Origin of the sequence: Actinokineospora terrae (assembly GCF_900111175.1) — a bacterium.
In the GTDB taxonomy this organism is placed as follows: domain Bacteria; phylum Actinomycetota; class Actinomycetes; order Mycobacteriales; family Pseudonocardiaceae; genus Actinokineospora; species Actinokineospora terrae.
In genome coordinates, this window is sequence record NZ_FOGI01000008.1 from 333,043 (window position 1) to 355,058 (window position 22,016).

Below are 22,016 nucleotides of genomic sequence, written 5' to 3' on the forward strand. Positions count from 1 at the left end.
CGGGTTGCCCCTCCCGTGTCGAGCGGGAGGTGGTGGTCCTGGATGTGCTTGTGGGCCGTTGTCGATGACCCCAGCGACCGTCGCGTGACGCGGCACTGGCGCCGACCCAGTTGTCCACACAGGACTGGCCGGCCCGGGCGGGTCAGCGCTGGCCCGCCCGGGTGCTGGGTCAGCGGATGCCTGCGGCGTCCATGCCGCGGAGTTCGCGTTTGAGGTCGTGGATCTCGTCGCGCAGGCGGGCGGCCAGTTCGAACTGGAGGTCGCGGGCGGCGTTCATCATCTGGTCGGTGAGCTGCTGGACGAGGTCGGCCAGTTCGGCGCGGGGCATGGTCTTGACGTCGCGGTCGGAGACGATGCCCGCGGACTTGCCGGAGCCCGCCTCGCCGGTGGCGCGCTTGCCGCGGGAGGTGTTGCGGCCGGAGCCGCCGATGGGGACGGTGTCCGACTCGGCCGCCTCCTCGTAGACCCGGTCGAGGATGTCGGCGATCTTCTTGCGCAGCGGCTGCGGGTCCAGGCCGCGCTCGGTGTTGTACGCGGTCTGCTTGGCGCGGCGCCGGTCGGTCTCGTCGATGGCGTGCCGCATCGAGTCGGTGATCTTGTCGGCGTACATGTGGACCTGGCCGGAGACGTTGCGGGCGGCGCGGCCGATGGTCTGGATCAGCGAGGTGCCGCTGCGCAGGAAGCCCTCCTTGTCCGCGTCGAGGATCGCGACCAGCGACACCTCGGGCAGGTCGAGGCCCTCGCGCAGCAGGTTGATGCCGATCAGCACGTCGTACTCGCCCGAGCGCAGTTGGCGCAGCAGCTCGATGCGGCGCAGCGTGTCCACCTCGGAGTGCAGGTAGCGGACCCGGATGCCGAGTTCGAGCAGGTAGTCGGTGAGGTCCTCGGCCATCTTCTTGGTCAGCGTGGTGACCAGGACCCGCTCGTCGCGCTCGGCCCGCTCGCGGATCTCGTGCACCAGGTCGTCGATCTGCCCCTCGGTCGGCTTGACCACCACCTCGGGGTCGACCAGCCCGGTCGGCCGGATGACCTGCTCGACGAACTCGCCACCGGCCTGGCCCATCTCGTACGGTCCCGGCGTCGCCGACAGGTACACCGTCTGGCCGATCCGCTGGGTGAACTCCTCCCAGGTCAGCGGCCGGTTGTCCACCGCGCTGGGCAGCCGGAAGCCGTGCTCGACCAGGTTGCGCTTGCGGGACATGTCGCCCTCGTACATGCCGCCGATCTGCGGCACCGTCACGTGCGACTCGTCGATGACCAGCAGGAAGTCGTCCGGGAAGTAGTCGATCAGGGTGGCGGGCGCGGTACCGCCCGCGCGGCCGTCGATGTGCCGCGAGTAGTTCTCGATGCCGGAGCAGAACCCGACCTGGCGCATCATCTCCACGTCGTAGCTGGTGCGCATCCGCAGCCGCTGCGCCTCAAGCAGCTTGCCCTGCCGCTCCAGCTCGGCGAGCCGCTCCTCCAGCTCCTTCTCGATGCCGCCGATCGCGCGTTCCATCCGCTCCGGACCGGCCACGTAGTGCGTCGCCGGGAAGATCCGCAGCTCCGCGCACTCGCGGACCACGTCGCCGGTGAGCGGGTGCAGGTAGTACAGCTTGTCGATCTCGTCGCCGAAGAACTCGACCCGGATCGCCAGCTCCTCGTAGGCCGGGATGATCTCCACGGTGTCGCCGCGGACCCGGAAGGTGCCGCGGGCGAAGGCGATGTCGTTGCGCGCGTACTGCACGTCGACCAGCGCGCGCAGGAACGTGTCCCGGTCGACCTCGCCGCCGACGGTCAGCCCGATCGAGCGGTCCAGGTAGGACTGCGGGGTGCCGAGGCCGTAGATGCACGACACCGAGGCGACCACGATCACGTCCCGCCGCGACAGCAGGCTCATCGTCGCCGAGTGCCGCAGCCGCTCGACATCGTCGTTGATCGACGAGTCCTTCTCGATGTAGGTGTCGGTCTGCGGGATGTAGGCCTCTGGCTGGTAGTAGTCGTAGTAGCTGACGAAGTACTCGACCGCGTTGTCCGGGAAGAACTCCCGCAGCTCGTTGGCCAGCTGGGCGGCCAGCGTCTTGTTCGGCGCCATCACCAGCGTCGGCCGCTGCACCCGCTCCACCAACCACGCCGTGGTCGCCGACTTGCCCGTGCCGGTCGCGCCGAGCAGCACCACGTCCTGCTCGCCCGCCCGGATCCGCCGTTCCAGGTCGGCGATCGCGGCGGGCTGGTCGCCCGCGGGCTGGTAGGGCGCGGCCATCCGGAACTTCCCGTCGGAGCGCGGGATGTCACTGACGGGCCGGTGCTCGGAGTGGGCGAGCACGGGTGCGTTCTGCTGGGATTTCTCGGTCGCGAAAGCCACGGGAACGAGGTTACGCCCGCGCACCGACAATCCGGGATGAGCCGGTCAGAAGGGGGGCCAGACCTCGAAGACGTGCTTGTAGGCCAGCCAGGACGAGAGGTCGTGGCGGAAGCGGCTCAGCTCCTCGAGGGTCTGGTGCACGGTGCACAGCGCCAGGTCGGCGTCGCCGACGCGCAGCACCCGGCCCGCGACCGCGGCGGCGAACTCCTCCGAGCGCACGATCCTGGCCGTGGTCCCGCCCGGCGCGGCCAGGCCGAGCAGCAGGTCGGTGGTGCGCCAGGTGCGGCCGTCGCGCAGCACCCGGACCGCGGTCAGCACGCTGGGGCCGCCCTTGGCGTGGCGGGAGCGGGGCTTGCTCTGGGTGAGCCGCAGGTTCAGGTGCGGCAGCAGCCAGGTCACCTCGGCGTCGGAGAACGGGTCCTCCGGGGTCGGGCACTCCATGCGCAGGCCCCACCGCTCGACCTGGCAGGTGCGGAGGGTCCGGGTCATCCCGGAGGAGTAGCTGCGTACCGCGGTGACCGTGTCGACGATGTCGACCAGTTGCGGGGTGATGGCCGTGCCCACGCGGCCAGAGCGTAGTCGCGGACATGCGTTCTGTGACTACCGGGGTCGATTCGTTATGTCACAGATCGTGTGCGCTCGGCTATCGGTTGGGCGAAATCTGCTCGCTCGCCGTTCCGAACCGTTGACGCAGAGTCGCCCCAGCCACTATCGGGGCTGCCACGGCGCGGGGATGCCGCGCCCGGCCAGCCAGGCGTCCACGTCGTGCCCCGCCGCCGCGATCCCGGCCACCGCCGTGTGCGTCCTGGTCATCGCCCGCTCGGCCGTGGACAGGTCGACCAACCCCGCCCGGAACGCGGCGAGCAACTCGTCGCTGTCCTCGACCCGCACGTCGCGGCCCGTGCGCACCAGCACGTCCAGGTACAGGTCCACCGTCCGCCAGCACTGCCCGTCGCGGGTGATGTCGACGATGTCCAGGTAGAAGTCGTGCCCGAGGTCCACGCCAGGCCTGCCGAGCCACTTCGACACCCGCAGGCCGTCGTCGGGTAGCAGCAACGACTCGAAGTGCGCGATCCGCGGGTGGCCGTCGACCGGGCGCGACATGTAGAGGCCGTGCTCGGTCTCGCGGTAGGTGTCGACCGCCCGCACGAACCCCTTGGGGTCGGTGTTGGTCATCTCGACCTGGTCGAACAGCTCCACCTTGGGCGGGTGGATCTCGTGACTGGTGTCGTCCCGGCGGGTCACCGGGATGGGCAGGTCACCGACTACGGGCTCGACACGCGCGCGCATGCCGACATCGTGCCTAGCCGTCTCGAAGAAGCCCAGACCTTTAGGTGGATTTCTGCCCCCCGTACGGGTGAATGGGCGCTAGGCTCCCGCCCCGGTCGGGTCGTGGGAGTTCGTGGAGGTCAGACAGCGTGTTCGGGATCCTTCGGCCGTGTCGGCACCGGTTGTCGCCGACCTTGCGCACCTCGTGGATGGCGCACCTGTGCGGGCTCTGCCTGGCGCTGCGCGACGACCACGGGCACCTCGCCCGCACGGTCACCAACTACGACGGCCTCGTCGTCTCCGCCCTGGTCGAGGCCCAGTCGCCGACCGTGGGCACCCGCCGGGTCGCCGGGCCGTGCCCGTTGCGCGGGATGCGCAGCGCCCCGGTCGCGGACGGCTCGGGCGCGCGGTTGGCCGCCGCGGTGTCGCTGGTGCTGGCCTCGGCGAAGGTCCGCGACCACGTCGACGACGGTGACGGCGCGTTCGGCAAGGCCCCGGTCGCGGGCGTCGCCAGGAAGGTCGCGACGCGGTGGGCGCGCCAGGGCGCGGCGACGGGTGAGCGGATCGGGTTCTCCACAGCGGTCCTGCTCGACGCCGTCGGCAGGCAGGGCGAATTGGAGTCCGGCCTGGCCACCGGGTCGTCGGTGCTGGTGGCCACCGAGCCGACCGAGACGGCCACCGCGGCCGCGTTCGCGCACACGGCGGTCCTGGCCGGACGACCGGGCAACGCCGCCGCGCTCGGGGAGGCCGGGCGGTTGTTCGGCCGGGTCGCGCACCTGCTCGACGCGGTGGAGGACATCGACGCCGACGCCGAGTCCGGGGCGTGGAACCCGTTGGCCGCGACCGGCACCGACATGGTCGAGGCGCGCAGGCTGTGTGACGACGCCGTGCTCGGGGTCAAGCTGGCTCTACGCGAGGCGGACTTCGCCGACCAAGGACTGGTGCACGCCCTCTTGGTGCACGAGTTGGACGCGGCGGTCAATCGAACCTTCGGTCACCAGCACTCACACCAGACTCCAGGGCACGCACCGCCTCCTAACCCGCCCAAGGACGCGCCGCGTTGGGGTAAGAAGCGGTCGACGCTGCCGGGGTGCGGTGTCGCGATGGTGCTGTGCTGCACGTGCCAGTACTGCTGCGCGGACCCGTACCGCGATCCGTGGACCGGTGAGCCCAAGTCCGGCTGGTGCCACTCGTCGAACTGCGACTGCTCGTGCTGCGACTGCTGCTCGTGCGGCGACGGGTGTTGCTGCGACTGCGACTGCTGAGCCGGGTCAACCGGCCGTCCAGCCGGTCGCCGTCGCCCACGCCTCGGCGCGCTGGATGGCCTGGTTGAACCAGGGTTCCTTCGCGTCGCCGTAGGCCGGGATCGTCGCGTGCTCCCCCGCGACCGCGCGCTTCACCTGCTCGTACTCGCCACGCGCCCCTTCGTCGGCGCGCAACCAGGCCGGGAAAAGCAGGCTGAGGCGCGCGAACGGCGAGTCCTGCGCTCGCACGTGGACGTTCGCCCAGCGGCCGGGGTCGACGCCGACGTGGACGTGCTTCGGGGTCTCCGGCGAGCCGGGCGGGTGGCCGATGTCGCTGTCGAAGCCGTGCGCGCGGGGGAACCCGGCGTTCGAGAGGGCGTCGGCGAGGGAGTCGTCCAGGGTCGGGACGGTGATCTGGAAGTCGAGGATGTCCTTGGCGGCCAGGCCGGGGACCGAGGTGGAGCCGATGTGGTCCACGCGCAGCGCGGCGCCGCCGACGGCGAGGCGGAGGCGGGCGAGCAGCCGCTCGGCCTGGACCGGCCAGGTCAGGTCGTAATCGACGATGCGCGGGGCGCCGCGGCTGAACGGGCGGCGGAGGCGGATGTTGGCCTCGTACGGGGCGAGCCGGTCGGTCCACAGCGCGTCGACCGCGGCCCTGGTCTGCTCGGCGGTCCCGGCGTTGGACAGCCAGATGTCGGCGGCGGCGCGGCGGGCGTCGTCGTCGGCCTGGGCGGCGATCCTGGCGCGGGCGTCGGACTCGACGAGGCCGCGGTGGTCGACCAGCCTGCGCACCCGCTCCTCGACGGGGGTGTCGACCACGATGACCAGGTGGTACAGCGGGCCCATGCCGTTCTCCACCAGCAGCGGCACGTCCTGGACGACGACCGAGTCGGGCGGCGCGGCGGCCACCAGCTCGGCGGTGCGCTCGCGCACGAGGGGGTGCACGATCGCGTTCAGCCGCTGCCGCGCGGCGTCGTCGGTGAACACGATCGCGGCCAGCGCGGGGCGGTCGAGCGCGCCGTCGACGAGCACGCCCGGCCCGAACTCGGCGGCGATCGCGGCCAGCCCCCGGGTGCCGGGTTCGACGACCTCCCTGGCGACCCGGTCGGCGTCCACGACGACCGCCCCGTGCTCGGCCAGCGCGGCCGCCACTGTGGACTTCCCTGACCCGATCCCGCCGGTGAGGCCGACTCGCAGCATGGGGCCGCATTCTTCCACCACCGAGTGGTTCGCGGGTGAACTGTTGACAAGCAGGCCCGGGACACGCCGCGCGGATGTCGGCGTTTTGCCACTTCAGCCGGCTACGGTGCCCTCAGGGCCATCACCCAAGCGGAGGAACCAATGCGCGACACGAGGCGCCGGGGACGGCACCGGCTCGGCACCCCGGGCCTGGTGCACTGCACCGAGTACCTGTCCGTGCCCGCACACCGGACGTGGTGGTCGATGGTCCTGATGCCCGCCAGGCACAGCCTCGCCGGTCTGCGCCGCCGCGCTGCCGCGGCCGCCGTGGAACGCGCGTGGGCCCCGCAGGTCCGTACCGCCTAACGCTCGGTGAGCGCCCGGTCGGCCAACTTCGCGACCTGTTCGGGCGTGGCGAGTGTCTTCGCGACGGTGACCGCCACAGTGAGCGTGCCGTGCGCGACTACGACGGTCCTTGTGTCACCTTCGATCAAGAACCCGGTATCCGCACCGACCTTGATCTCCTCTGCCGCGATCCCCTTGTCCCGCTCGGCGTCGACCGTCTCCTGCACCCGCTGCCGCGCTGAGGTCTGATCGGTGTAAGCGGCCATGCCCACGGTAAGAACCGCCGCTGCCGGTGGTTGGTCCTGCGGGATGCCGTAGTAGCAGTCAATCCGACCGGTCCGACCGATCTTCGGTAGCCCTACCCCGACCACGACCTCGGTCCGCCCGGTGATGACGGTGTCCACTACCTCATCGAGATCCTGCCGAGTCAGCAACCGCCCGCACGACGCCGGTAGCGCTACCCGCTCGACCCTCGGCTTGGCCGCGCTCGTGGAGATCTGCGGGATCTCCGGCGCCTTGGCCGCGGGCGGCGGCGCCGACGTGCAGCCCGCGGCCACCGCCATCACCAGGGCCACCAGCAGGATCCGCATCCGGAGACGGTAAACCGCGATCCCCACCGGCGAAAGAGCACGTTCGGGGCCTGTGCCCGCAAAGCCGAGGGCCCCGCACCTGACGAGCAGGTGCGGGGCCCTCGGGAGTTCAGCTAGCTCACACGCCGCCGGAGAGCTTCTCGCGCAGTGCCGCGAGCTGCTCGTCGCTGGCGAGGGTGCCGCCGCTCTGGGCGGGCTTCTCGCCGCCGCCGGTGGAGGAGTAGTTCTGCTCCCCGCCGCCGCCGGTCGCGCTGGCGATGACGCCCTCGGCCTCGGCGGCCGCGTCGGCCTCCGCTGCCTTGACGATCTGCTTCATGTGCTGCTCGTAGCGGGCGTGCGCGTCGGCGTACTGGCGCTCCCACTCCTCGCGCTGCTTCTCGAAGCCTTCCTGCCACTCCTGGGTGTCCGGGTCGAAGCCCTCGGGGTAGATGTAGTTGCCCTCGGGGTCGTACTCGGCAGCCATGCCGTACTGGGTCGGGTCGAACTCGGTCTCGGTGGTGAAGCCCTCGTTCGCCTGCTTCAGCGAGAGCGAGATGCGGCGCCGCTCGAGGTCGATGTCGATGACCTTGACCATGACGTCGTTGCCGACCTGCACGACCTGCTCCGGGATCTCCACGTGGCGCTCGGCCAGCTCGGAGATGTGGACCAGGCCCTCGATGCCCTCGTCGACGCGGACGAACGCACCGAACGGAACCAGCTTGGTGACCTTGCCCGGCACGATCTGGCCGATCGCGTGGGTGCGGGCGAACTGGCGCCACGGGTCTTCCTGCGTGGCCTTGAGCGAGAGCGACACGCGCTCGCGCTCCATGTCCACGTCGAGCACCTCGACGGTGACCTCCTGGCCGACCTCGACGACCTCGGAGGGGTGGTCGATGTGCTTCCAGGACAGCTCCGAGACGTGCACCAGGCCGTCGACGCCACCGAGGTCCACGAACGCACCGAAGTTGACGATCGAGGACACGACGCCCTTGCGGACCTGGCCCTTCTGCAGCTGGTTGAGGAACTCGCTGCGGACCTCGGACTGGGTCTGCTCCAGCCACGCGCGGCGGGACAGCACCACGTTGTTGCGGTTCTTGTCCAGCTCTATGATCTTCGCCTCGAGCTCGCGGCCCACGTACGGCTGCAGGTCGCGCACGCGGCGCATCTCGACCAGCGACGCGGGGAGGAAGCCGCGCAGACCGATGTCCAGGATGAGACCACCCTTGACGACCTCGATGACCGTGCCCTTGACCGGCTCGTCCGACTCCTTGAGTGCCTCGATCGTGCCCCAGGCCCGCTCGTACTGAGCGCGCTTCTTGGACAGGATCAGGCGGCCCTCCTTGTCCTCCTTCTGGAGAACCAGGGCCTCGACCTCGTCACCGACGCTGACCACGTCGGCGGGGTCGACATCGTGCTTGATCGACAGCTCGCGCGAGGGGATGACACCCTCGGTCTTGTAGCCGATGTCGAGCAGGACCTCGTCCCGGTCGACCTTGACGATCGTGCCCTCAACGATGTCACCGTCGTTGAAGTACTTGATCGTCGCGTCGATCGCGGCGAGGAACTCCTCCTCCGTCCCGATGTCGTTGATGGCGACCTGCTGCTTCGGCGTGGACGCAGCCGGGACAATGGTGGTGTCGGTGGACATTAGGTAGGTGGCTCCGGTACGGATTGGGGGTCGCTGGGTTCAGTTCTTGGGGCGCGCCGCGGCATCGTGCCGCCGACGGACACCCGGACCACAGGAACCAACACCGCCAACGAACGCCACCCCGGACCACATCCCGCCGACGGCTTCCCAGCGGTAGGAAAACCCGGGGCAGCGCGTTACCACCGCGCGGATGTATCCTACGCGGCCCCGCGATCGCCGGGCAAACCCGGGGGTACCCTCCCGCCGGTTCCTGCCGGGTCCGGGCTGACAGGATGACCCGGTGGTGAGCGAGACCAGCGCGGAGCAGGCCTTGGGGACGACCGGTGTGGCGCGGATGGCGGTGGGCTCCGCCGAGTCGGTCGCGGCGAACATCGCCTGGTGGGACGCCGACGCCGACGACTACCACCGCGAGCACGGCGAGTTCCTGGGCGTCAGCGATTTCATGTGGTGCCCGGAGCGGCTGCGCGAGGCCGAGGTGGGGTTGCTCGGGCCGGTCGCGGGCAAGGACGTGCTGGAGGTCGGCTGCGGGTCGGCGCCGTGCGCGCGGTGGCTGGCGGACCAGGGCGCGCGGGCGGTGGCGTTGGACCTGTCGAGCGGGATGCTGCGGTACGCGGCCGCGGCGAACGCGCTGACCGGGACGCGGGTGCCGTTGGTGCGGGCGAACGCCGAGCGGTTGCCGTTCGCGTCCGGGTCGTTCGACCTGGCGTGCTCGGCGTTCGGCGCGGTCCCGTTCGTCGCCGACGTCGGCGCGGTGTTCGCCGAGGTGGCGCGGGTCCTGCGGCCGGGCGGCAGCTGGACGTTCGCGGTCACTCACCCGATGCGGTGGATCTTCCCGGACGACCCAGGCCCGGACGGTCTGCGGGTTACGGGCTCTTACTTCGACCGCACCCCTTATGTAGAGGTCGACGAGGAGGGCACGCCCACCTACGTCGAGCACCACCGCACGCTCGGTGACTACGTGCGGGCCTTGAACGCGGCAGGCTTGGAGCTGTTCGACCTGGTCGAGCCGGAGTGGCCGGAGGGGCACACGCAGGAGTGGGGGCAGTGGAGCCCGTTGCGCGGTGAGCTGTTCCCGGGGACCGCGATCTTCCGCTGCCGCCGGTGACCGCTCCCCTGCTCAAGGCCCAGTCCGCCCGGTTCGCCGCCCTCGACCCGCTGCTGCCCGCGGCCGTGGCCCCGCCGCCTGGCGACCTGATCACGGCGGCGCTGCCCGACGGCGAGCGGGTGGCCGGGATGATCACGAAGACCACGCTGGACCCCGGCACGCCGCAGACGCTGTGGTCGGCGGCGAAGGTGTGGGAACTGCACCCGATGGTGGGGTCGAGCGGCGGCGCCGGGGTGGACGCGCTGCTGCGCCGCTGGCCGTCGATCGTGGCCAACCTGTCCCCCGGCCGCGACTCGGCGTGCCTGTCGACCTGGCCCAGCCGCGACGTCACGGCGACGGCGGCGTTCCTGGCGCACGGCTTCGTCCCGCTCGCGGTGCTGGCGGTCCGCACGGGCGGCCCGGCACCGTCCGGCGGCCCCTCGTCCGCCACGGTCCGGCGCGCGGTCCTCAGCGACCTCGACGCCCTGGTGGCGTCCGCGATGGCCGAGGTCGAGTACTCGACCCTGGTGGGCGGCGCCGTCCTGCGCGCGGGCGCGGCGAACATCAAGCGGGAAACCCTGCGCCGCCACCTGGCCCAGGGCGACCCGGTGTGGATAGCGGAGGTCGACGGAATCCCGGTGGGCCACGTCGAGGGCTGGCACACGGATTCCGCACGCGGCTCCTGGGCCGAAACCCGGGTGCGACACGGGCGCTGGGGGTACGTGAACTGCCTGTCCGTGCTGCCGACCGCCAGAGGCACCGGAGTCGGCCGAGCCCTGATGGACGTCGCGCACGCGGAGCTACTAGGACCCGGAACCGTCGGCTCGTTCCTCTACTACAACCCGCCGAACCCAGTCTCCCCAGTCTTCTGGTCCCGCCAGCACTACCGCCCCCTCTGGACCGTCTGGGAAACCCGCCCCGCCACCGCCATCCGCTAACGCCCCCTAAGCGGAATCCCTCTACCCAGCAACGCCTCTTACCCCGGCGCGCCTTCTTGCCTCACCGTGCGCTCTTGCCCCCATAGCGCCTTCTTGCCCCGCCGCAACCGCTTCGCGCGCACGCCAGTCCGGCCCCAGCCCCCACCCTCTCCGGGGGGCGTCCCAGGTCCCAGCCTACCGGTAGCCGCCGACAGAGGATCTTGAAACGGGGGCGCGAAGATCCAGATGTGGATAACTTTTGTCGCTGGAACGGGTGAAAGTTGGGGGTGTCGGGGCGAGAAAGCCCAGGTCAGGAGCATGGGCACCCCGACGACAAGGGCGTCGCGGGCCAAGTCGGTCGGCGGGAGATCAATCACGGGCGGGCGAGCGGTTGGGTCGTCCATAGTGGACAAAGCAGGGAACCGGGAAAGTGGCACGGCGGGTTTGTCGATCCGGGCTGCCGCCGTTCGACGTGTGGTTGAGGCAGGACGATGACGGAGGATCAACCATGACCGAGTTGAACGTGGACCACGCCCGGCGAGCGGTCGTCGACCACACCCGGCGGCTGGCGGAGTCGGCGACGGCGGCCGGACCCGATGCCGCTGTGCCCACGGCCCCGAAGTGGACCGTCGCCGATCTGGTCGGGCACGTGGGCCAGACCCAGCACTGGGTCGCGGAGATCATCGAGCGGCGCGTCACCGACCCCACACAGCTGCCCACGGAACTGGCCGTACCTCCGGCCGATCCCCGTCAGTGGCCGGGATGGCTGTCGGAGTCCGCTCAGCGGGTCGCGAGCGCGTGCTCCGATGACGCACTCGACGCGCCCGTGTTCAACGCGGCGGGTGACGGGCGGTCGGGGACGCGGTTCTGGCTGTCCAGCATGCTCAACGAGGCCGTCGTCCACGGCTTCGACGCGGCCGCCGCGGCAGATCGACCGGCCGACGTCGACGCCGATATCGCGGCCGCGCTCATCAGCAACCACTTCACGATGCTGACCTCCCCCACATGGGCGATGCAGCGACCCGAGTCCGCCCACGCCCTCCGCGGCACCGGCCAGACCCTGCAATGGCGGGCCACCGACACCACCGGCGCCTGGTTCGTCGAACGCCGCCCTGGCGCGGCCATCTGGCAGCCCGGCACCCACGAAGCCGACGTGACAGTGACAGGCCCAGCCCAATCCCTACTGCTCGCCCTGACCCGCCGACTCCCCCTAGCCGACAACACCACCATCGGCGGCGACGCCACCCTCGCCCACCACTGGCTCGACCACACCGCCCACGCCAGCAACTGACCCCACCCCCGGGTCACAGGTCGCCGATGCAGTCAGAGCACCCCGACCCAGCCCCCACACCCCACAAACCCTCTAATCCCCACAAGCCCTCTAGCCCCCACCGAACCCGCTTCGCGCGCTCGCGCCAGTCCGGCCCCAGCCCCCACCCTCTCCGGGGGGCGTCCCAGGTCCCAGCCTACCGGCACCCCCCGACAGTCGATCTTGAAAGCACCCCACTCGAGATCCAGATGTGGATAACTTCTGTCGCTGAACCGGGTGAAACGAGGCGAGCTAGCCGACCAGGTCGAGGCTGATCGCGAGCTGCAAGGCGCCTAGTGGGGCGATCGCGGCCGCGGCGATTCGCCAGTGCGGGGCCTTGTCGGCGGGGGTTTCCCACTTCATCGCCATGGTCCAGGCGATCGCGATGGCGCCGAAGGCGGCGATGACGCCGCCGATGTTGAGTGACTCGTGGACGACGACCTGGCCGTTGACGCGCTTGGTCTCGGTGATGCCGACGAAGAACACGTACGGCGCGATGGCGCACACCAGGCCGCCGATGAGCAGTTTCAGCTGTCTTGTCACGCGGGTTCTGATGGTCCGGTTCGTCCCCGGGTTCCCCCGATCGAGTCACCGGGATCACCCCGCGCCCGGTTGCGAACCCGCCCCACCCGGCGCACTATTCAAACTGACCAGTCAGTTCAAATACGGGGAGACGCTATGGAGGTCCACGCGGACCAGGTCGTGGTCACCGGCGCGCACGGGCGGCTGCTGGAGCCGACGTCGTTGCGGGTGCGCGCGGGCGAGCTGGTGGTGGTCGCCGGTGAGCCCAACGCCGGGCATACCGCGTTCGGCCTCGCCCTGACCGGTCGCATCACCCCGTCGGCGGGTTCTGTCACCCCCTCGGGTGGTGAACTGCGGGCGCACGCCGTGCTGGTGGATGCCCCGGAGGTGACCGCGCCGGAGCCGAACCTGCGGGTGGCCGACGTGATCGCCGAGGAGCTGGCGCTGGCCGGGGCGCGCAAGCGCAAGACGGCGACCACCGCGCTGCTCGACGAGCACGGCCTGGAGCCGGGGACCCGCTTCGAGGACGTGCCCGGCGCGGCCAGGGTCGCGCTGCTGACCGAGCTGGCCGCGCGCCGCCCCGGTGCCGAGCTGCTGGTGATCGACACCCCCGACCGGCACTCCAGCAACCCGGCCGACTGGCTGCCCACGGCGATGGCGCACGCCCGCGACGGCCGCGCGGTCGTCGTGCTGTGCGGGACGTCCACCGCGCTGCGCCTGCCCATGATCCCGGCCCGGCTCGGCGAGTCGGACCAGCCCGCCCCCCTGGAGTCGACCCTGTGAGCGTCTTCCGCCTCGCCCGCAACGAGCTGCGCCGGATCAGCTCCGGCACCCTGCCCAGGCTCGCCGTCCTGGCGCTCGTGCTGGTGCCGCTGCTCTACGGCTCGCTCTACCTGTACGCCAACGCCGACCCGTACAACCGGCTGGACAAGATCCCGGCCGCGCTCGTGGTGACCGACAAGGGCGTCACGCGCGCGGACGGCTCCCGGCTGGACGCGGGGCGCAAGGTGGCCGACCAGCTGGCCGCGTCCGGGAAGTTCGACTGGCAGGAGGTGGACGCCCCGACCGCCGAGGAGGGCGTGCGCACTGGCAAGTACACCTTCTCGATCACGCTGCCGAACGACTTCTCCGCGTCGCTGGCGTCGTCGTCGGACTTCGCGCCGCGCCAGGGCATGATCACGGTGACCACCAACGACGCCAACAACTACCTGGTCGGCACGATCGCGGACCGGGTGGTCAGCGCGGTGCGCGAGTCGGTCGCGGCGTCGGTGGGCACGGAGGCGGCGGAGAAGTTCCTGGTCGGTTTCGGCACCGTCTACGAGCGGACCCGGCAGGCCGCGGACGGCGCGTCGCAGCTGGCCGATGGCGCGTCGCGGGCCAACACGGGCGCGAACCAGCTCGCGGCGGGTCAGCGCGACCTGGCGGACGGGGCCACCAAGCTCGCCGACGGCACCACCACCGCGGCGGCGGGCACCAAGAAGCTGTCGACCGGGCTGGACACGCTGGAGTCCAGGACGAAGGACCTGCCCGCGCAGACGACGCAGCTGGCGACCGGCGCGCGGAAGGTCGCGAACGGCAACGACCAGGCCGCGCGCACGGCGGAGAACCTGTCGGCCGCCGCGCAGGCCGCGGTGAACCACCTCGACGAGCTGGACAAGGGAATCGAGCAGAGCCTGCGCGACGCGGGGCTGCCGGACGCCGACGTCGAGCGGGTGCTGGCGCGGCTGCGGACCCTGCGCACGCCGGTCGAGCAGGCGAACACGCAGGTGCACTCCGCCAGCGGTCAGCTGCGGGCGCTGGCCACCGGCGCCGACCAGGTCGCGAACGGCGCGGAGACGCTCGCCGCGGCCGCTCCCGCGCTCTCGGGCGGCATCTCCGAGGCGGCCGGTGGCGCGCGCGACCTGGCGACCGGCACGTCCCAGCTGCGCACCGGGGCGTTGCAGCTGCGCGACGGCGAGACCAAGGCGGTCACCGGCGCCGACGAGCTCGCCGCGGGCACCAAGTCCCTGTCGGACGGCTCCGTCCAGCTGCGCGACGGCCTCACCGCCGGTCTCGGCCAGATCCCGCACCCGGACGACGCGACCCGCGACGCCACCGCGCAGACCATCGGCGACCCGGTGTCGGTGCACACGGTCGGCGAGAACAGCGCTGGCAGCTACGGCGCCGGGCTGGCCCCGTTCTTCCTGGGCCTGGCCCTGTGGATCGGCGCGTTCGTGCTGTTCCTGCTCATCCGCCCGCTCTCGGCGCGCGCCCTGGCCGCCGGGCACTCCGCGGCCCGCACCGCCCTGGCGGGCTGGCTCACCCCGGCCGCGCTCGGCGTCGCCCAGGTCGTGATCATGTTCGCCGCGGTCACCACGCTGATCGGCATCCACCCGGCCCGCCCGCTGGCCACCCTCGGGTTCCTGGTGCTGACCTCGCTGACGTTCGTGTCGGTGGTGCACGCGCTCAACGCGTTCCTCGGCCCGGTCGGCAAGTTCGTGGCGCTGGTGGTGCTGATCCTGCAGCTGATCAGCGCGGGCGGCACGTTCCCCTGGCAGACCCTCCCGGACGCGCTGATCCCGCTGCACCGGGTGCTGCCGATGGGCTACGTGGTCGACGGCCTGCGCCACCTGCTCTACGGTGGCGCCTCCGGCGGCATCGGCACCGACGTCGGTGTGCTGCTGGCCTACCTGATCGGAGGACTCACCGTGTCGACCCTGGCCGCCCGCCGCCAGCGCGTGTGGACCCCAGCCCGCCTCAAGCCGGAACTGGTGCTGTGACGACGTCGCGCCCCGGTAGGACCAACGCCACCAAACGCAAGCTGTTCGACGCCACCCTGCGGCTCGCGGGCACCAAGGGCGTGGTCGGCCTGACGGTGGACGACATCGCCGCCGAGGCGGGCGTGGCCAAGGGGACGGTCTACTACAACTTCGGCAGCAAGGACGGCCTCGTCGACGCGCTGCTGCGGTACGGGGTCGATCTGCTGGCCGCCAGGCTCCGGGGCGCGGAGGGGTCGGCGGCGGACACGGTGACGGCGTTGGTCGAGGGGATGCTGGGGTTCTTCGCGGAGTACCCGACGTTCGCGCAGCTGCTGGTGAGCGAGTTGTGGCGGACTCCGGGGCAGTGGCAGCAGACGCTGTCGCTGCTGCGGGAGGAGGTGACGTCGATCATCCGGGGGAAGCTGCAGGCGCTCGCGGACGCGGGGGACCTGCCCGGCGGGGTCCGGGTCTCGACGGCCGCGTCGGCGCTGTTCGGGACGGTGCTGGTGGTGTCGCTGGACTGGCTGGTGTTCAGCCCCGAGCAGAGCCTGGCCGAGGTCCGCGACTCGGTGATCGGCCTGGTACGAGGCCTGCGAACCCCCTGAGCACCCCGCCGCGGCTCCCACCCGGCCTGGGTCCCCTGCGGTCCCGACCAGCCCTTCGCTGATCTGCCCACCCCATCGCACGTCACGCTGCTCGACCCGGTCCGTGCATTTCGCCTACCGCGAACTCAACCCCGAACCCAACCCCGAAGCCGCCCCGCCCGACCGCGAGACCGCCCCGCCTGCCCTGAAATCGTCCCCACCTGGCCCCGAAACCGCCCCGCCCGGCCCCGCGAAGCCGCCGCCGACCAAGATCCACTCCGCGGCCGGGGCCCTCCCTCCCGGGGGCCGGGAGCCCATCTCTGAACCTATCGAGCCGGGCGGTTTGTCAATAGGGGTGCGGAGTGGGCTGTGGATGGTTGGCGGGGATGTGGACAGGTCTGAGCTAGCGCGCAGTGGGCCATGGCCAGCGGCTCCTGGTTGCGCTGGTGGAGTCCGCGTACTTCGTCTAGCGGGCGCTAGAGGGCTAGGAGTGGGCCGCGGTGACCAGGGCTCGGCGGGTGGTGCGGAGGAGGGCTTCGGTGATCTCGGTTTGGGTGGGGCGGCGGGTGCGGCCCGCGTAGCCGATGGGGGTCAGGACCACGTGGTGGGTGGGGTGGTTGGGGAGAGGGCTTGGCCAGCGGTCGCGGGCGGCGTGGGTTTCGACTACCGGGGCGCCGGGGGCCAGGAGGGGTTCTATGGCGCGCAGGGTTGGGGGGAGGGCGTCGTCGGGGAGCCAGGTTATGAGGAGGTCGGCGGGGGCGCCGAGGCTGTGGGCGGCTTTGGTGGCGAGGGTGTGGGGTTTCGACCAGTCGGCTTCTACCCAGATAGCCCTACCTGTGCCTGTGTGGTGGTCGGCAGGTAGTGGGGCGTAGTGGCGGGACGGCAGCACTACGCGCCAGCCGTTGACCACTAGCCGCAAGGCGCAGCCGTTGAGCATGCCGCTGCCGCCGAGTACCAACGCTCTTCTGATCGCCACGTCGCCTCCTGAAGTCTCAGGCGGTGCCGTCCCAGCGCTCGAAGTGGGTGACGCGCTCGACCGGGACGCGGCTCCGCCAGCCGTGTCGTTCCAGGTCCGGGACCTCCTGGAGCCGCTCGACCGGGCCGAGGCAGAGCCAGGCGACCGGGCGTACCGACGCGGGGATGTCCAGCAGGGACCGGAGGTGGTCCTCCTGGTAGAAGCTAACCCACCCGACGCCCAGATTCTCGGCCGTCGCCGCCAGCCAGAGGTTCTGGATCGCCAGGCACACCGAGTACAGCCCGGCGTCGGCGATCGCGTGCCGCCCCAGCACGGACGGTCCACCCCGGTCCGGGTCGTAGGTGACGACCACCGACAGCGTCGACTCCAGGATCCCGTCGATCTTGATCCGGTCGAAGGTCTCGGCCCGCTCGCCGGTCAGGGACGCGGCGAACCTGGCGCGTTCGTCGTGCACGTGCCGGTGGAACCGGGCCCGGGTGTCGGGGTCGCGGACCACGACGAAGTCCCACGGCTGGCTCATCCCCACGCTCGGCGCGGCGTGCGCGGCCCCGAGCACCCGGCGCAGGACGTCGTCGTCGACCGCGGCTCCGGTGAACTCGGCGCGCACATCCCGGCGACGACCGATGACCTCGTAGACGTCCACCCGGGCAGCGTAGTTCGCCCCCGCGCGGCCCCAAGGGGGACAGTCAGCGGCTGTGCCCGCCGTCACCGCCCGGGGCCCGCGCGCGGTGCCGACCGGGCCGGCCCACCCGTCGCGCGGTCACCGCGTCCCGGATGGCGCCGACCGCGAGCAGGCCAGCCAGCACGACCAGGGCAAGGCTGCCGAGCATCGGGATGATCGCGAAGAACGCGTACGGGGACTCGTACGGGACCCCGGCGACGGTGACGTTCTCGTGGTGGAAGCGGTCGTACACGACGGTGATCCGGTCGCCGACCGCGTGGTCCCCGTTCAGGGGCAGCGTGTGCTCGCGTTCGTCGCCCGCGATGAAGAAGCGGACCTTCATCCAGTCCTCGGTCCGCGCGCCCTGGTTGACGTCGGTCACGACGGCGGGCACCTCGACCCCGTTCGCCACCAGCGCGGCGCCCTGGTCCTCGAAGACCGAGATCAGAGCGGCCGCGCCCAGGAACAGCAGGATGCCCGCGAGCAGCGACACGAGCGCGCCGCGGAATCCCCTGATCCACCGCACGGGACCGCCCCCTACCCTGGTGGACCCCATGATCTCAGTCCGGCACCCGCCCCGGAAGCTCTCGTCCCGAGACCACCCGGCCATCGGCGAAGACGAGGACCGCGGCCCCGGTTGTACCGCCGAGCAGGACGCGGCCAGTGCGGGCGGGAGCGCGGTGCGTCTCGACGACGACCACGCCCGCGACGTCCAGGTTGACCCGGAGTGCGCCTGCTTCGGCGGTAGCGGTGCCGGAGCGCCAACCGTGACGGCGGACCGCGAACAACCGGCGGGACCACCTGCCAGTGAGGACGGCACCCGCAGCCGTTAGGCCTACCGCAGCGACGAAAGCACCGAGGTGGGCGGCCGTTAGTTCCAACGGCGGTTCAGTACCCGCCTGCGCTGACGCCACCTGCTCCGGATCCGCCGGGTCGTAGAACAGGGTGATCAGCTCGCCGACACGCGGCAGCGCGTCCGGCACGACAAGAACCAGCGAACGCACCCGCTCCTGACCGTCCACCGCGAACCGGACCTCGACCGACCCGGACGCCAGGCGGCTGCGTTCCACCACGCCGACGACCACACCGGACACGCGCACCCCGTCGGCGAGCAGGTCGGCCCGCCTGCCGTCGATCGCCGAGCCCAGCAGCCCACCGGCGACGAACAGCGCCGCCCCGACCAGCAGCCCCGCCACCGACCGCAGCAGCGCGCGGCGCACGGCCGCCGTCGCCGCCGACCCACCGAGCGGTTGGCTCTGCACGATCCCCTCCCCTGCTCCGGGGAGGATCTTCGACTAGTGCGCTGCCTCGTTCCAGGACTGGCCGAACCCGACCGACACGTCGAGCGGGACGCGCATCGTGAACGCGGCCGCCATCTGCGCGCGGACCAGCGCCTCGGCCTGCTCGCGCTCGCCGTCGGCCACCTCCAGCACCAGTTCGTCGTGGACCTGCAGCAGCATCCTGGTGCGCAGCCCGGCGGCGGCCAGCTCGCGGTGCACGTTGAGCATGGCGACCTTGATGATGTCGGCCGCGCTGCCCTGGATGGGGGCGTTGAGCGCCATCCGCTCGGCCATCTCGCGGCGCTGCCGGTTGTCGCTGGTGAGGTCGGGCAGGTAGCGGCGGCGGCCGAACAGGGTCTCGGTGTAGCCCTCCTTGCGCGCCCGCGCCACCACCTCGTGCAGGTAGTCGCGGACCCCGCCGAAGCCCTGGAAGTAGTCGTCCATCAGGCCGCGGGCCTCCTCGGTGGAGATCCGCAGCTGCTGGGACAGGCCGTAGGCGGACAGGCCGTAGGCCAGGCCGTAGTTCATCGCCTTGATCTTGGCGCGCTGCTCCTGCGACACCGCGGTCGGCTCGACGGTGAACACGCGCGCGGCGGTGGCGGCGTGGAAGTCGAACCCGGAGTTGAACGCCTCGATCAGCGCCGCGTCCTCCGACAGGTGCGCCATGATCCGCATCTCGATCTGGCTGTAGTCGGCGGTGAGCAGCTCCGCGGAGCCCGCGCCGACCACGAACGCCTCGCGGATGGTGCGCCCGGCCTCGGTGCGGATCGGGATGTTCTGCAGGTTGGGCTCGGTGGAGGACAACCGGCCGGTGGCGGCGATGGTCTGGTTGAACGTGGTGTGGATGCGGCCGTCCTCGGACACCGACTTGATCAGGCCCTCGACGGTGACCCGCAGCCTGGTGGCGTCGCGGTGCTCGAGCATGTGCGCCAGGAACGGGTGCTCGGTCTGCTCGTAGAGCGTGGTCAGCGCCTCGGCGTCGGTGGTGTAGCCGGTCTTGGTGCGCTTGGTCTTGGGCATCTGCAGCTCGTCGAACAGCACGACCTGCAGCTGCTTGGGCGAGCCGAGGTTGATCTCCTTGCCGATCACGTCGAACGCGGCCCGCTCGGCGTCGCGCACCCTGGCGGCGAACTCCGACTCCAGGATGGACAGCCGCTCGCCGTCGACGGCGATGCCGACCGCCTCCAGCTCGGCCAGCACCCGCAGCAGCGGCAGCTCCATGTCGGCCAGCAGCGGCGCCTGCCCGGTCTCGGCGAGCGCGGTGTCGAGCGCGTCGGCCAGCTCGGCGATCGCGCGGGCGCGCAGGATCTCCCCCGCGGCCAGCTTGCGGTCGTCGTCGCCCTCGTCGTCGAGCAGGGACAGCTGCTGCTCGCCGTCGCCGTCCTCGACCCGCAGCTCGCGCTGCAGGTACCGCAGGACGAGGTCGTCGAGGTTGAAGGTGCGCTGGCCGGGACGCACCAGGTACGCGGCGAGCGCGGTGTCGGTGGCCAGGCCCGCGAGCTCCCAGCCGCGGTGGCGGACGGCGTGCAGGGAGCGCTTGACGTCGTGGGCGAGCTTGGGCGCGTCCGGGTCGGCCAGCCAGTCGCTGAACGCCTTCTCGTCGTCCTCGGTGAGGGTGGTGACGTCGACGTAGACGCCCTCTCCCCCGGCGGTGGCCAGCGCGACCGACTTGAGCTCCACGGCCTGCCCGGACACGCCGGTCGCGACGTCGCGGAAGGACAGTCCGATCCGGGTGCCCCTGGGGGCGTGCGCGGCCAGCCAGCCGGGCAGCTCCCCCGCCGCGACGGCGCCGCCGCTGACCTCGAAGCCCTCCTCGGCCTCGGGTTCGGCGGTGGACAGGGTGGCGAAGAGCCGGTCGCGCAGCACCCGGAACTCGAGCTCGTCGAAGAGCCGGTGCACCGCGTCGCGGTCCCAGTCGCGCACCTCGAGGTCGTCCGGCCCGACCTCGAGATCGACGTCGCGGACCAGCTCGGTCAGCTGGCGGTTGAGCAGCACCGCGGCCAGGTTCGCGCGCAGCGCCTCACCCGCCTTGCCCTTGACCTCGTCGACCCGGTCGACCAGCTCGCCGAGCGAGCCGAACTGCTGGATCCACTTGGTGATGGTCTTCTCGCCGACGCCCTTGATGTTGGGCAGGTTGTCGCTGGGGTCGCCGCGCAGCGCCGCGAAGTCCGGGTACTGCGCCGGGGTCAGGCCGTACTTCTGCTGCACCAGCTCCGGGGTGTAGCGGGCCAGCTCGGAGACGCCCTTGACCGGGTAGAGCACGGTGACCTCGTCGGTGACCAGCTGCAGCGCGTCGCGGTCGCCGGTGCAGATCGCTACCTGGAACCCGGCGGCGGTGGCCTGCGTGGTCAGCGTGGCGATGAGGTCGTCTGCCTCGTAGTTGTCCTTGGCCAGCTTCGGGATGTTCAGCGTGCCCAGGACGTCCTCGATCAGGCTGACCTGGCCCTTGAACTCGTCCGGGCTGGCACTGCGGTTGGCCTTGTACTCGGCGAAGTGGTCGGTGCGGAAGGTCTTGCGCGAGACGTCGAAGCACACCGCGAGGTGGGTGGGCGCCTCATCGCGCAGCAGGTTGATCAGCATCGAGGTGAAGCCGTAGACGGCGTTGGTGTGCTGGCCGGTGCCGGTCTGGAAGTTCTCCTTGGGCAGCGCGAAGAACGCCCGGTACGCCATCGAGTGGCCGTCGATGAGCAGCAGCCGGGGGGTGGTACGGGTCTCAGTCTTCGCAGGCACGGTCCGAGTCTAGGGTGGGGCACCGACACCCTTCGGAGGACCCATGAGCGGGATCGACCGCGACAAGCTGCCCGGGGCGCGCCCGGAGGTGGCCGACCAGTTCCTGCCGGACAAGCTCGGCATCGACATCACCGACTGGACCCCCACCCGGCTGGTGGGCACCATGCCGGTGGCGGGCAACCTCCAGCCCTACGGCCTGCTGCACGGCGGCGCGAACGCCGTCCTCGCCGAGACCCTCGGCTCGATCGCCGCGGTCCTCAACGCCCCCGAGGGCAAGCTCGCGGTCGGCCTGGAACTGTCCTGCACACACCACCGAGCCGTCCGCTCCGGCCTGGTCACCGCGGTCTGCGTCCCACTGCACGTCGGCCGCACCACCTCGACCTTCGAGATCACCATCACCGACGACCACGACCGCCGCACCTGCACCGCCCGCCTGACCTGCGTGACCATCACCAAGGCCCCCGGCGAGACCCCACCCGCGTAGGCCTGGCGCCCGGCCGTGCTCCTGGGACGCTTTGGCCCTAGATCACCGCTCCTCCTGGCCGGACAGCCTCAATCTCGCCCGATTGCGCCGCTCCAGCCCCAGATCACCACTCCCGCACGGCTGTGCCACTCCC

The 22,016-nt window shown here is 71.4% G+C and carries 21 protein-coding genes; 9 read left to right on the plus strand and 12 right to left on the minus strand.

Going from position 1 to position 22,016, the window contains the following annotated elements; all coding sequences use genetic code 11:
• Positions 1 to 169: 169 nt before the first annotated feature.
• The 3 genes from uvrB to BMY07_RS20310 all read right to left on the minus strand — a co-directional run bounded on the left by uvrB (position 170) and on the right by BMY07_RS20310 (position 3,634).
• On the minus strand, positions 170 to 2,344 hold the full coding sequence (gene uvrB, locus BMY07_RS20300; RefSeq protein ID WP_092780726.1) for an excinuclease ABC subunit UvrB: 2,175 nt from the start codon (positions 2,342 to 2,344) through the stop codon (positions 170 to 172).
• A gap of 45 nt (positions 2,345 to 2,389) precedes the next feature.
• Complete coding sequence (locus tag BMY07_RS20305; protein ID WP_092780729.1) at positions 2,390 to 2,908, minus strand: ribonuclease FAU-1 family protein; 519 nt, start codon at positions 2,906 to 2,908, stop codon at positions 2,390 to 2,392.
• A 144-nt stretch (positions 2,909 to 3,052) separates the two neighbouring features.
• Positions 3,053 to 3,634 carry a ribonuclease FAU-1 family protein gene (locus tag BMY07_RS20310; RefSeq protein ID WP_092780732.1) on the minus strand — a complete coding sequence of 194 codons (582 nt, stop codon included), beginning with the start codon at positions 3,632 to 3,634 and terminating at the stop codon, positions 3,053 to 3,055.
• Positions 3,635 to 3,762: 128 nt separating this feature from the next.
• Here BMY07_RS20310 and BMY07_RS20315 point away from each other — a divergent pair, with 128 nt between their 5' ends.
• Positions 3,763 to 4,878 carry a DUF5685 family protein gene (locus tag BMY07_RS20315; RefSeq protein ID WP_177215663.1) on the plus strand — a complete coding sequence of 372 codons (1,116 nt, stop codon included), beginning with the start codon at positions 3,763 to 3,765 and terminating at the stop codon, positions 4,876 to 4,878.
• Between the two features lie 6 nt (positions 4,879 to 4,884).
• On the opposite strand, the gene coaE is transcribed toward BMY07_RS20315, so the two are convergent.
• A complete protein-coding gene (gene coaE, locus BMY07_RS20320) occupies positions 4,885 to 6,057 on the minus strand; it encodes a dephospho-CoA kinase (protein ID WP_092780738.1) in 1,173 nt (390 codons plus the stop codon).
• Between the two features lie 141 nt (positions 6,058 to 6,198).
• On the opposite strand from coaE, the gene BMY07_RS20325 reads away from it, so the two are divergent.
• Positions 6,199 to 6,402: a hypothetical protein gene (locus tag BMY07_RS20325; RefSeq protein WP_092780741.1), complete on the plus strand. Its 204-nt coding sequence runs from the start codon at positions 6,199 to 6,201 to the stop codon at positions 6,400 to 6,402.
• Here BMY07_RS20325 and BMY07_RS20330 read toward each other — a convergent pair.
• Both BMY07_RS20330 and rpsA read right to left on the minus strand, forming a co-directional pair.
• Positions 6,399 to 6,971, minus strand: a complete 573-nt coding sequence (locus BMY07_RS20330) for a hypothetical protein (protein ID WP_092780744.1) — start codon at positions 6,969 to 6,971, stop codon at positions 6,399 to 6,401. The genes BMY07_RS20325 and BMY07_RS20330 overlap by 4 nt on opposite strands.
• Before the next feature lie 118 nt (positions 6,972 to 7,089).
• Positions 7,090 to 8,598, minus strand: coding sequence for a 30S ribosomal protein S1 (gene rpsA / locus BMY07_RS20335; protein WP_092780747.1), 1,509 nt, complete (start codon positions 8,596 to 8,598; stop codon positions 7,090 to 7,092).
• Between the two features lie 334 nt (positions 8,599 to 8,932).
• Here rpsA and BMY07_RS20340 point away from each other — a divergent pair, with 334 nt between their 5' ends.
• The 3 genes from BMY07_RS20340 (at position 8,933) to BMY07_RS20350 (ending at position 11,890) form a co-directional block, all read left to right on the plus strand.
• Positions 8,933 to 9,703, plus strand: a complete 771-nt coding sequence (locus BMY07_RS20340) for a class I SAM-dependent methyltransferase (protein WP_092781167.1) — start codon at positions 8,933 to 8,935, stop codon at positions 9,701 to 9,703.
• Entirely contained in the window at positions 9,700 to 10,620 is a 921-nt protein-coding gene (locus tag BMY07_RS20345; RefSeq protein WP_092780749.1) for a GNAT family N-acetyltransferase, read from the plus strand. The genes BMY07_RS20340 and BMY07_RS20345 overlap by 4 nt, the downstream gene beginning before the upstream one ends.
• A 487-nt stretch (positions 10,621 to 11,107) precedes the next feature.
• Positions 11,108 to 11,890, plus strand: a complete 783-nt coding sequence (locus BMY07_RS20350; protein WP_092780752.1) for a maleylpyruvate isomerase N-terminal domain-containing protein — start codon at positions 11,108 to 11,110, stop codon at positions 11,888 to 11,890.
• Between the two features lie 270 nt (positions 11,891 to 12,160).
• Here the strand turns inward: BMY07_RS20350 and BMY07_RS20355 are convergent, their stop codons facing one another.
• Positions 12,161 to 12,451 (minus strand): hypothetical protein, encoded by a 291-nt coding sequence (locus BMY07_RS20355; protein WP_092780755.1) that lies wholly within the window; start codon positions 12,449 to 12,451, stop codon positions 12,161 to 12,163.
• Between the two features lie 135 nt (positions 12,452 to 12,586).
• Here BMY07_RS20355 and BMY07_RS20360 point away from each other — a divergent pair, with 135 nt between their 5' ends.
• From BMY07_RS20360 to BMY07_RS20370, 3 genes are read left to right on the plus strand one after another with little or no spacing between them, the layout of a single operon-like run.
• Positions 12,587 to 13,213: an ATP-binding cassette domain-containing protein gene (locus tag BMY07_RS20360; RefSeq protein WP_092780758.1), complete on the plus strand. Its 627-nt coding sequence runs from the start codon at positions 12,587 to 12,589 to the stop codon at positions 13,211 to 13,213.
• Entirely contained in the window at positions 13,210 to 15,189 is a 1,980-nt protein-coding gene (locus tag BMY07_RS20365) for a YhgE/Pip domain-containing protein (RefSeq protein ID WP_092780761.1), read from the plus strand. The genes BMY07_RS20360 and BMY07_RS20365 overlap by 4 nt, the downstream gene beginning before the upstream one ends.
• Positions 15,186 to 15,773, plus strand: coding sequence for a TetR/AcrR family transcriptional regulator (locus tag BMY07_RS20370; protein ID WP_245782515.1), 588 nt, complete (start codon positions 15,186 to 15,188; stop codon positions 15,771 to 15,773). The genes BMY07_RS20365 and BMY07_RS20370 overlap by 4 nt, the downstream gene beginning before the upstream one ends.
• A 463-nt stretch (positions 15,774 to 16,236) precedes the next feature.
• Here the strand turns inward: BMY07_RS20370 and BMY07_RS20375 are convergent, their stop codons facing one another.
• Genes BMY07_RS20375 through polA form a run of 5 tightly spaced genes read right to left on the minus strand, consistent with a single transcriptional unit; the run spans position 16,237 to position 21,399 of the window.
• Positions 16,237 to 16,728, minus strand: coding sequence for a hypothetical protein (locus BMY07_RS20375; RefSeq protein WP_092780766.1), 492 nt, complete (start codon positions 16,726 to 16,728; stop codon positions 16,237 to 16,239).
• Positions 16,729 to 16,744: 16 nt separating this feature from the next.
• The gene (gene bluB / locus BMY07_RS20380; RefSeq protein ID WP_092780769.1) at positions 16,745 to 17,371 is read right to left on the minus strand and encodes a 5,6-dimethylbenzimidazole synthase; all 627 of its coding nucleotides are present in this window, start codon (positions 17,369 to 17,371) and stop codon (positions 16,745 to 16,747) included.
• A gap of 43 nt (positions 17,372 to 17,414) precedes the next feature.
• On the minus strand, positions 17,415 to 17,915 hold the full coding sequence (locus tag BMY07_RS20385; protein ID WP_143073558.1) for a hypothetical protein: 501 nt from the start codon (positions 17,913 to 17,915) through the stop codon (positions 17,415 to 17,417).
• A gap of 34 nt (positions 17,916 to 17,949) precedes the next feature.
• Positions 17,950 to 18,651 carry a DUF3592 domain-containing protein gene (locus BMY07_RS20390; RefSeq protein ID WP_092780775.1) on the minus strand — a complete coding sequence of 234 codons (702 nt, stop codon included), beginning with the start codon at positions 18,649 to 18,651 and terminating at the stop codon, positions 17,950 to 17,952.
• Positions 18,652 to 18,684: 33 nt separating this feature from the next.
• Positions 18,685 to 21,399 carry a DNA polymerase I gene (gene polA, locus BMY07_RS20395; protein ID WP_177215664.1) on the minus strand — a complete coding sequence of 905 codons (2,715 nt, stop codon included), beginning with the start codon at positions 21,397 to 21,399 and terminating at the stop codon, positions 18,685 to 18,687.
• A 43-nt stretch (positions 21,400 to 21,442) separates the two neighbouring features.
• Here polA and BMY07_RS20400 point away from each other — a divergent pair, with 43 nt between their 5' ends.
• Positions 21,443 to 21,883 (plus strand): hotdog fold thioesterase, encoded by a 441-nt coding sequence (locus BMY07_RS20400; protein ID WP_092780778.1) that lies wholly within the window; start codon positions 21,443 to 21,445, stop codon positions 21,881 to 21,883.
• Positions 21,884 to 22,016: the final 133 nt, after the last annotated feature.

What these genes read in the sequence shown, in the direction of transcription:
- BMY07_RS20310 (WP_092780732.1), bottom strand. Translation starts at nt 3,634, where the DNA reads ATGCGCGCGCGTGTCGAGCCCGTAGTCGGTGACCTGCCCATCCCGGTG.
- coaE (WP_092780738.1), bottom strand. Translation starts at nt 6,057, where the DNA reads ATGCTGCGAGTCGGCCTCACCGGCGGGATCGGGTCAGGGAAGTCCACA.
- BMY07_RS20325 (WP_092780741.1), top strand. Translation starts at nt 6,199, where the DNA reads ATGCGCGACACGAGGCGCCGGGGACGGCACCGGCTCGGCACCCCGGGC.
- BMY07_RS20330 (WP_092780744.1), bottom strand. Translation starts at nt 6,971, where the DNA reads ATGCGGATCCTGCTGGTGGCCCTGGTGATGGCGGTGGCCGCGGGCTGC.
- rpsA (WP_092780747.1), bottom strand. Translation starts at nt 8,598, where the DNA reads ATGTCCACCGACACCACCATTGTCCCGGCTGCGTCCACGCCGAAGCAG.
- BMY07_RS20340 (WP_092781167.1), top strand. Translation starts at nt 8,933, where the DNA reads ATGGCGGTGGGCTCCGCCGAGTCGGTCGCGGCGAACATCGCCTGGTGG.
- BMY07_RS20350 (WP_092780752.1), top strand. Translation starts at nt 11,108, where the DNA reads ATGACCGAGTTGAACGTGGACCACGCCCGGCGAGCGGTCGTCGACCAC.
- BMY07_RS20360 (WP_092780758.1), top strand. Translation starts at nt 12,587, where the DNA reads ATGGAGGTCCACGCGGACCAGGTCGTGGTCACCGGCGCGCACGGGCGG.
- BMY07_RS20400 (WP_092780778.1), top strand. Translation starts at nt 21,443, where the DNA reads ATGAGCGGGATCGACCGCGACAAGCTGCCCGGGGCGCGCCCGGAGGTG.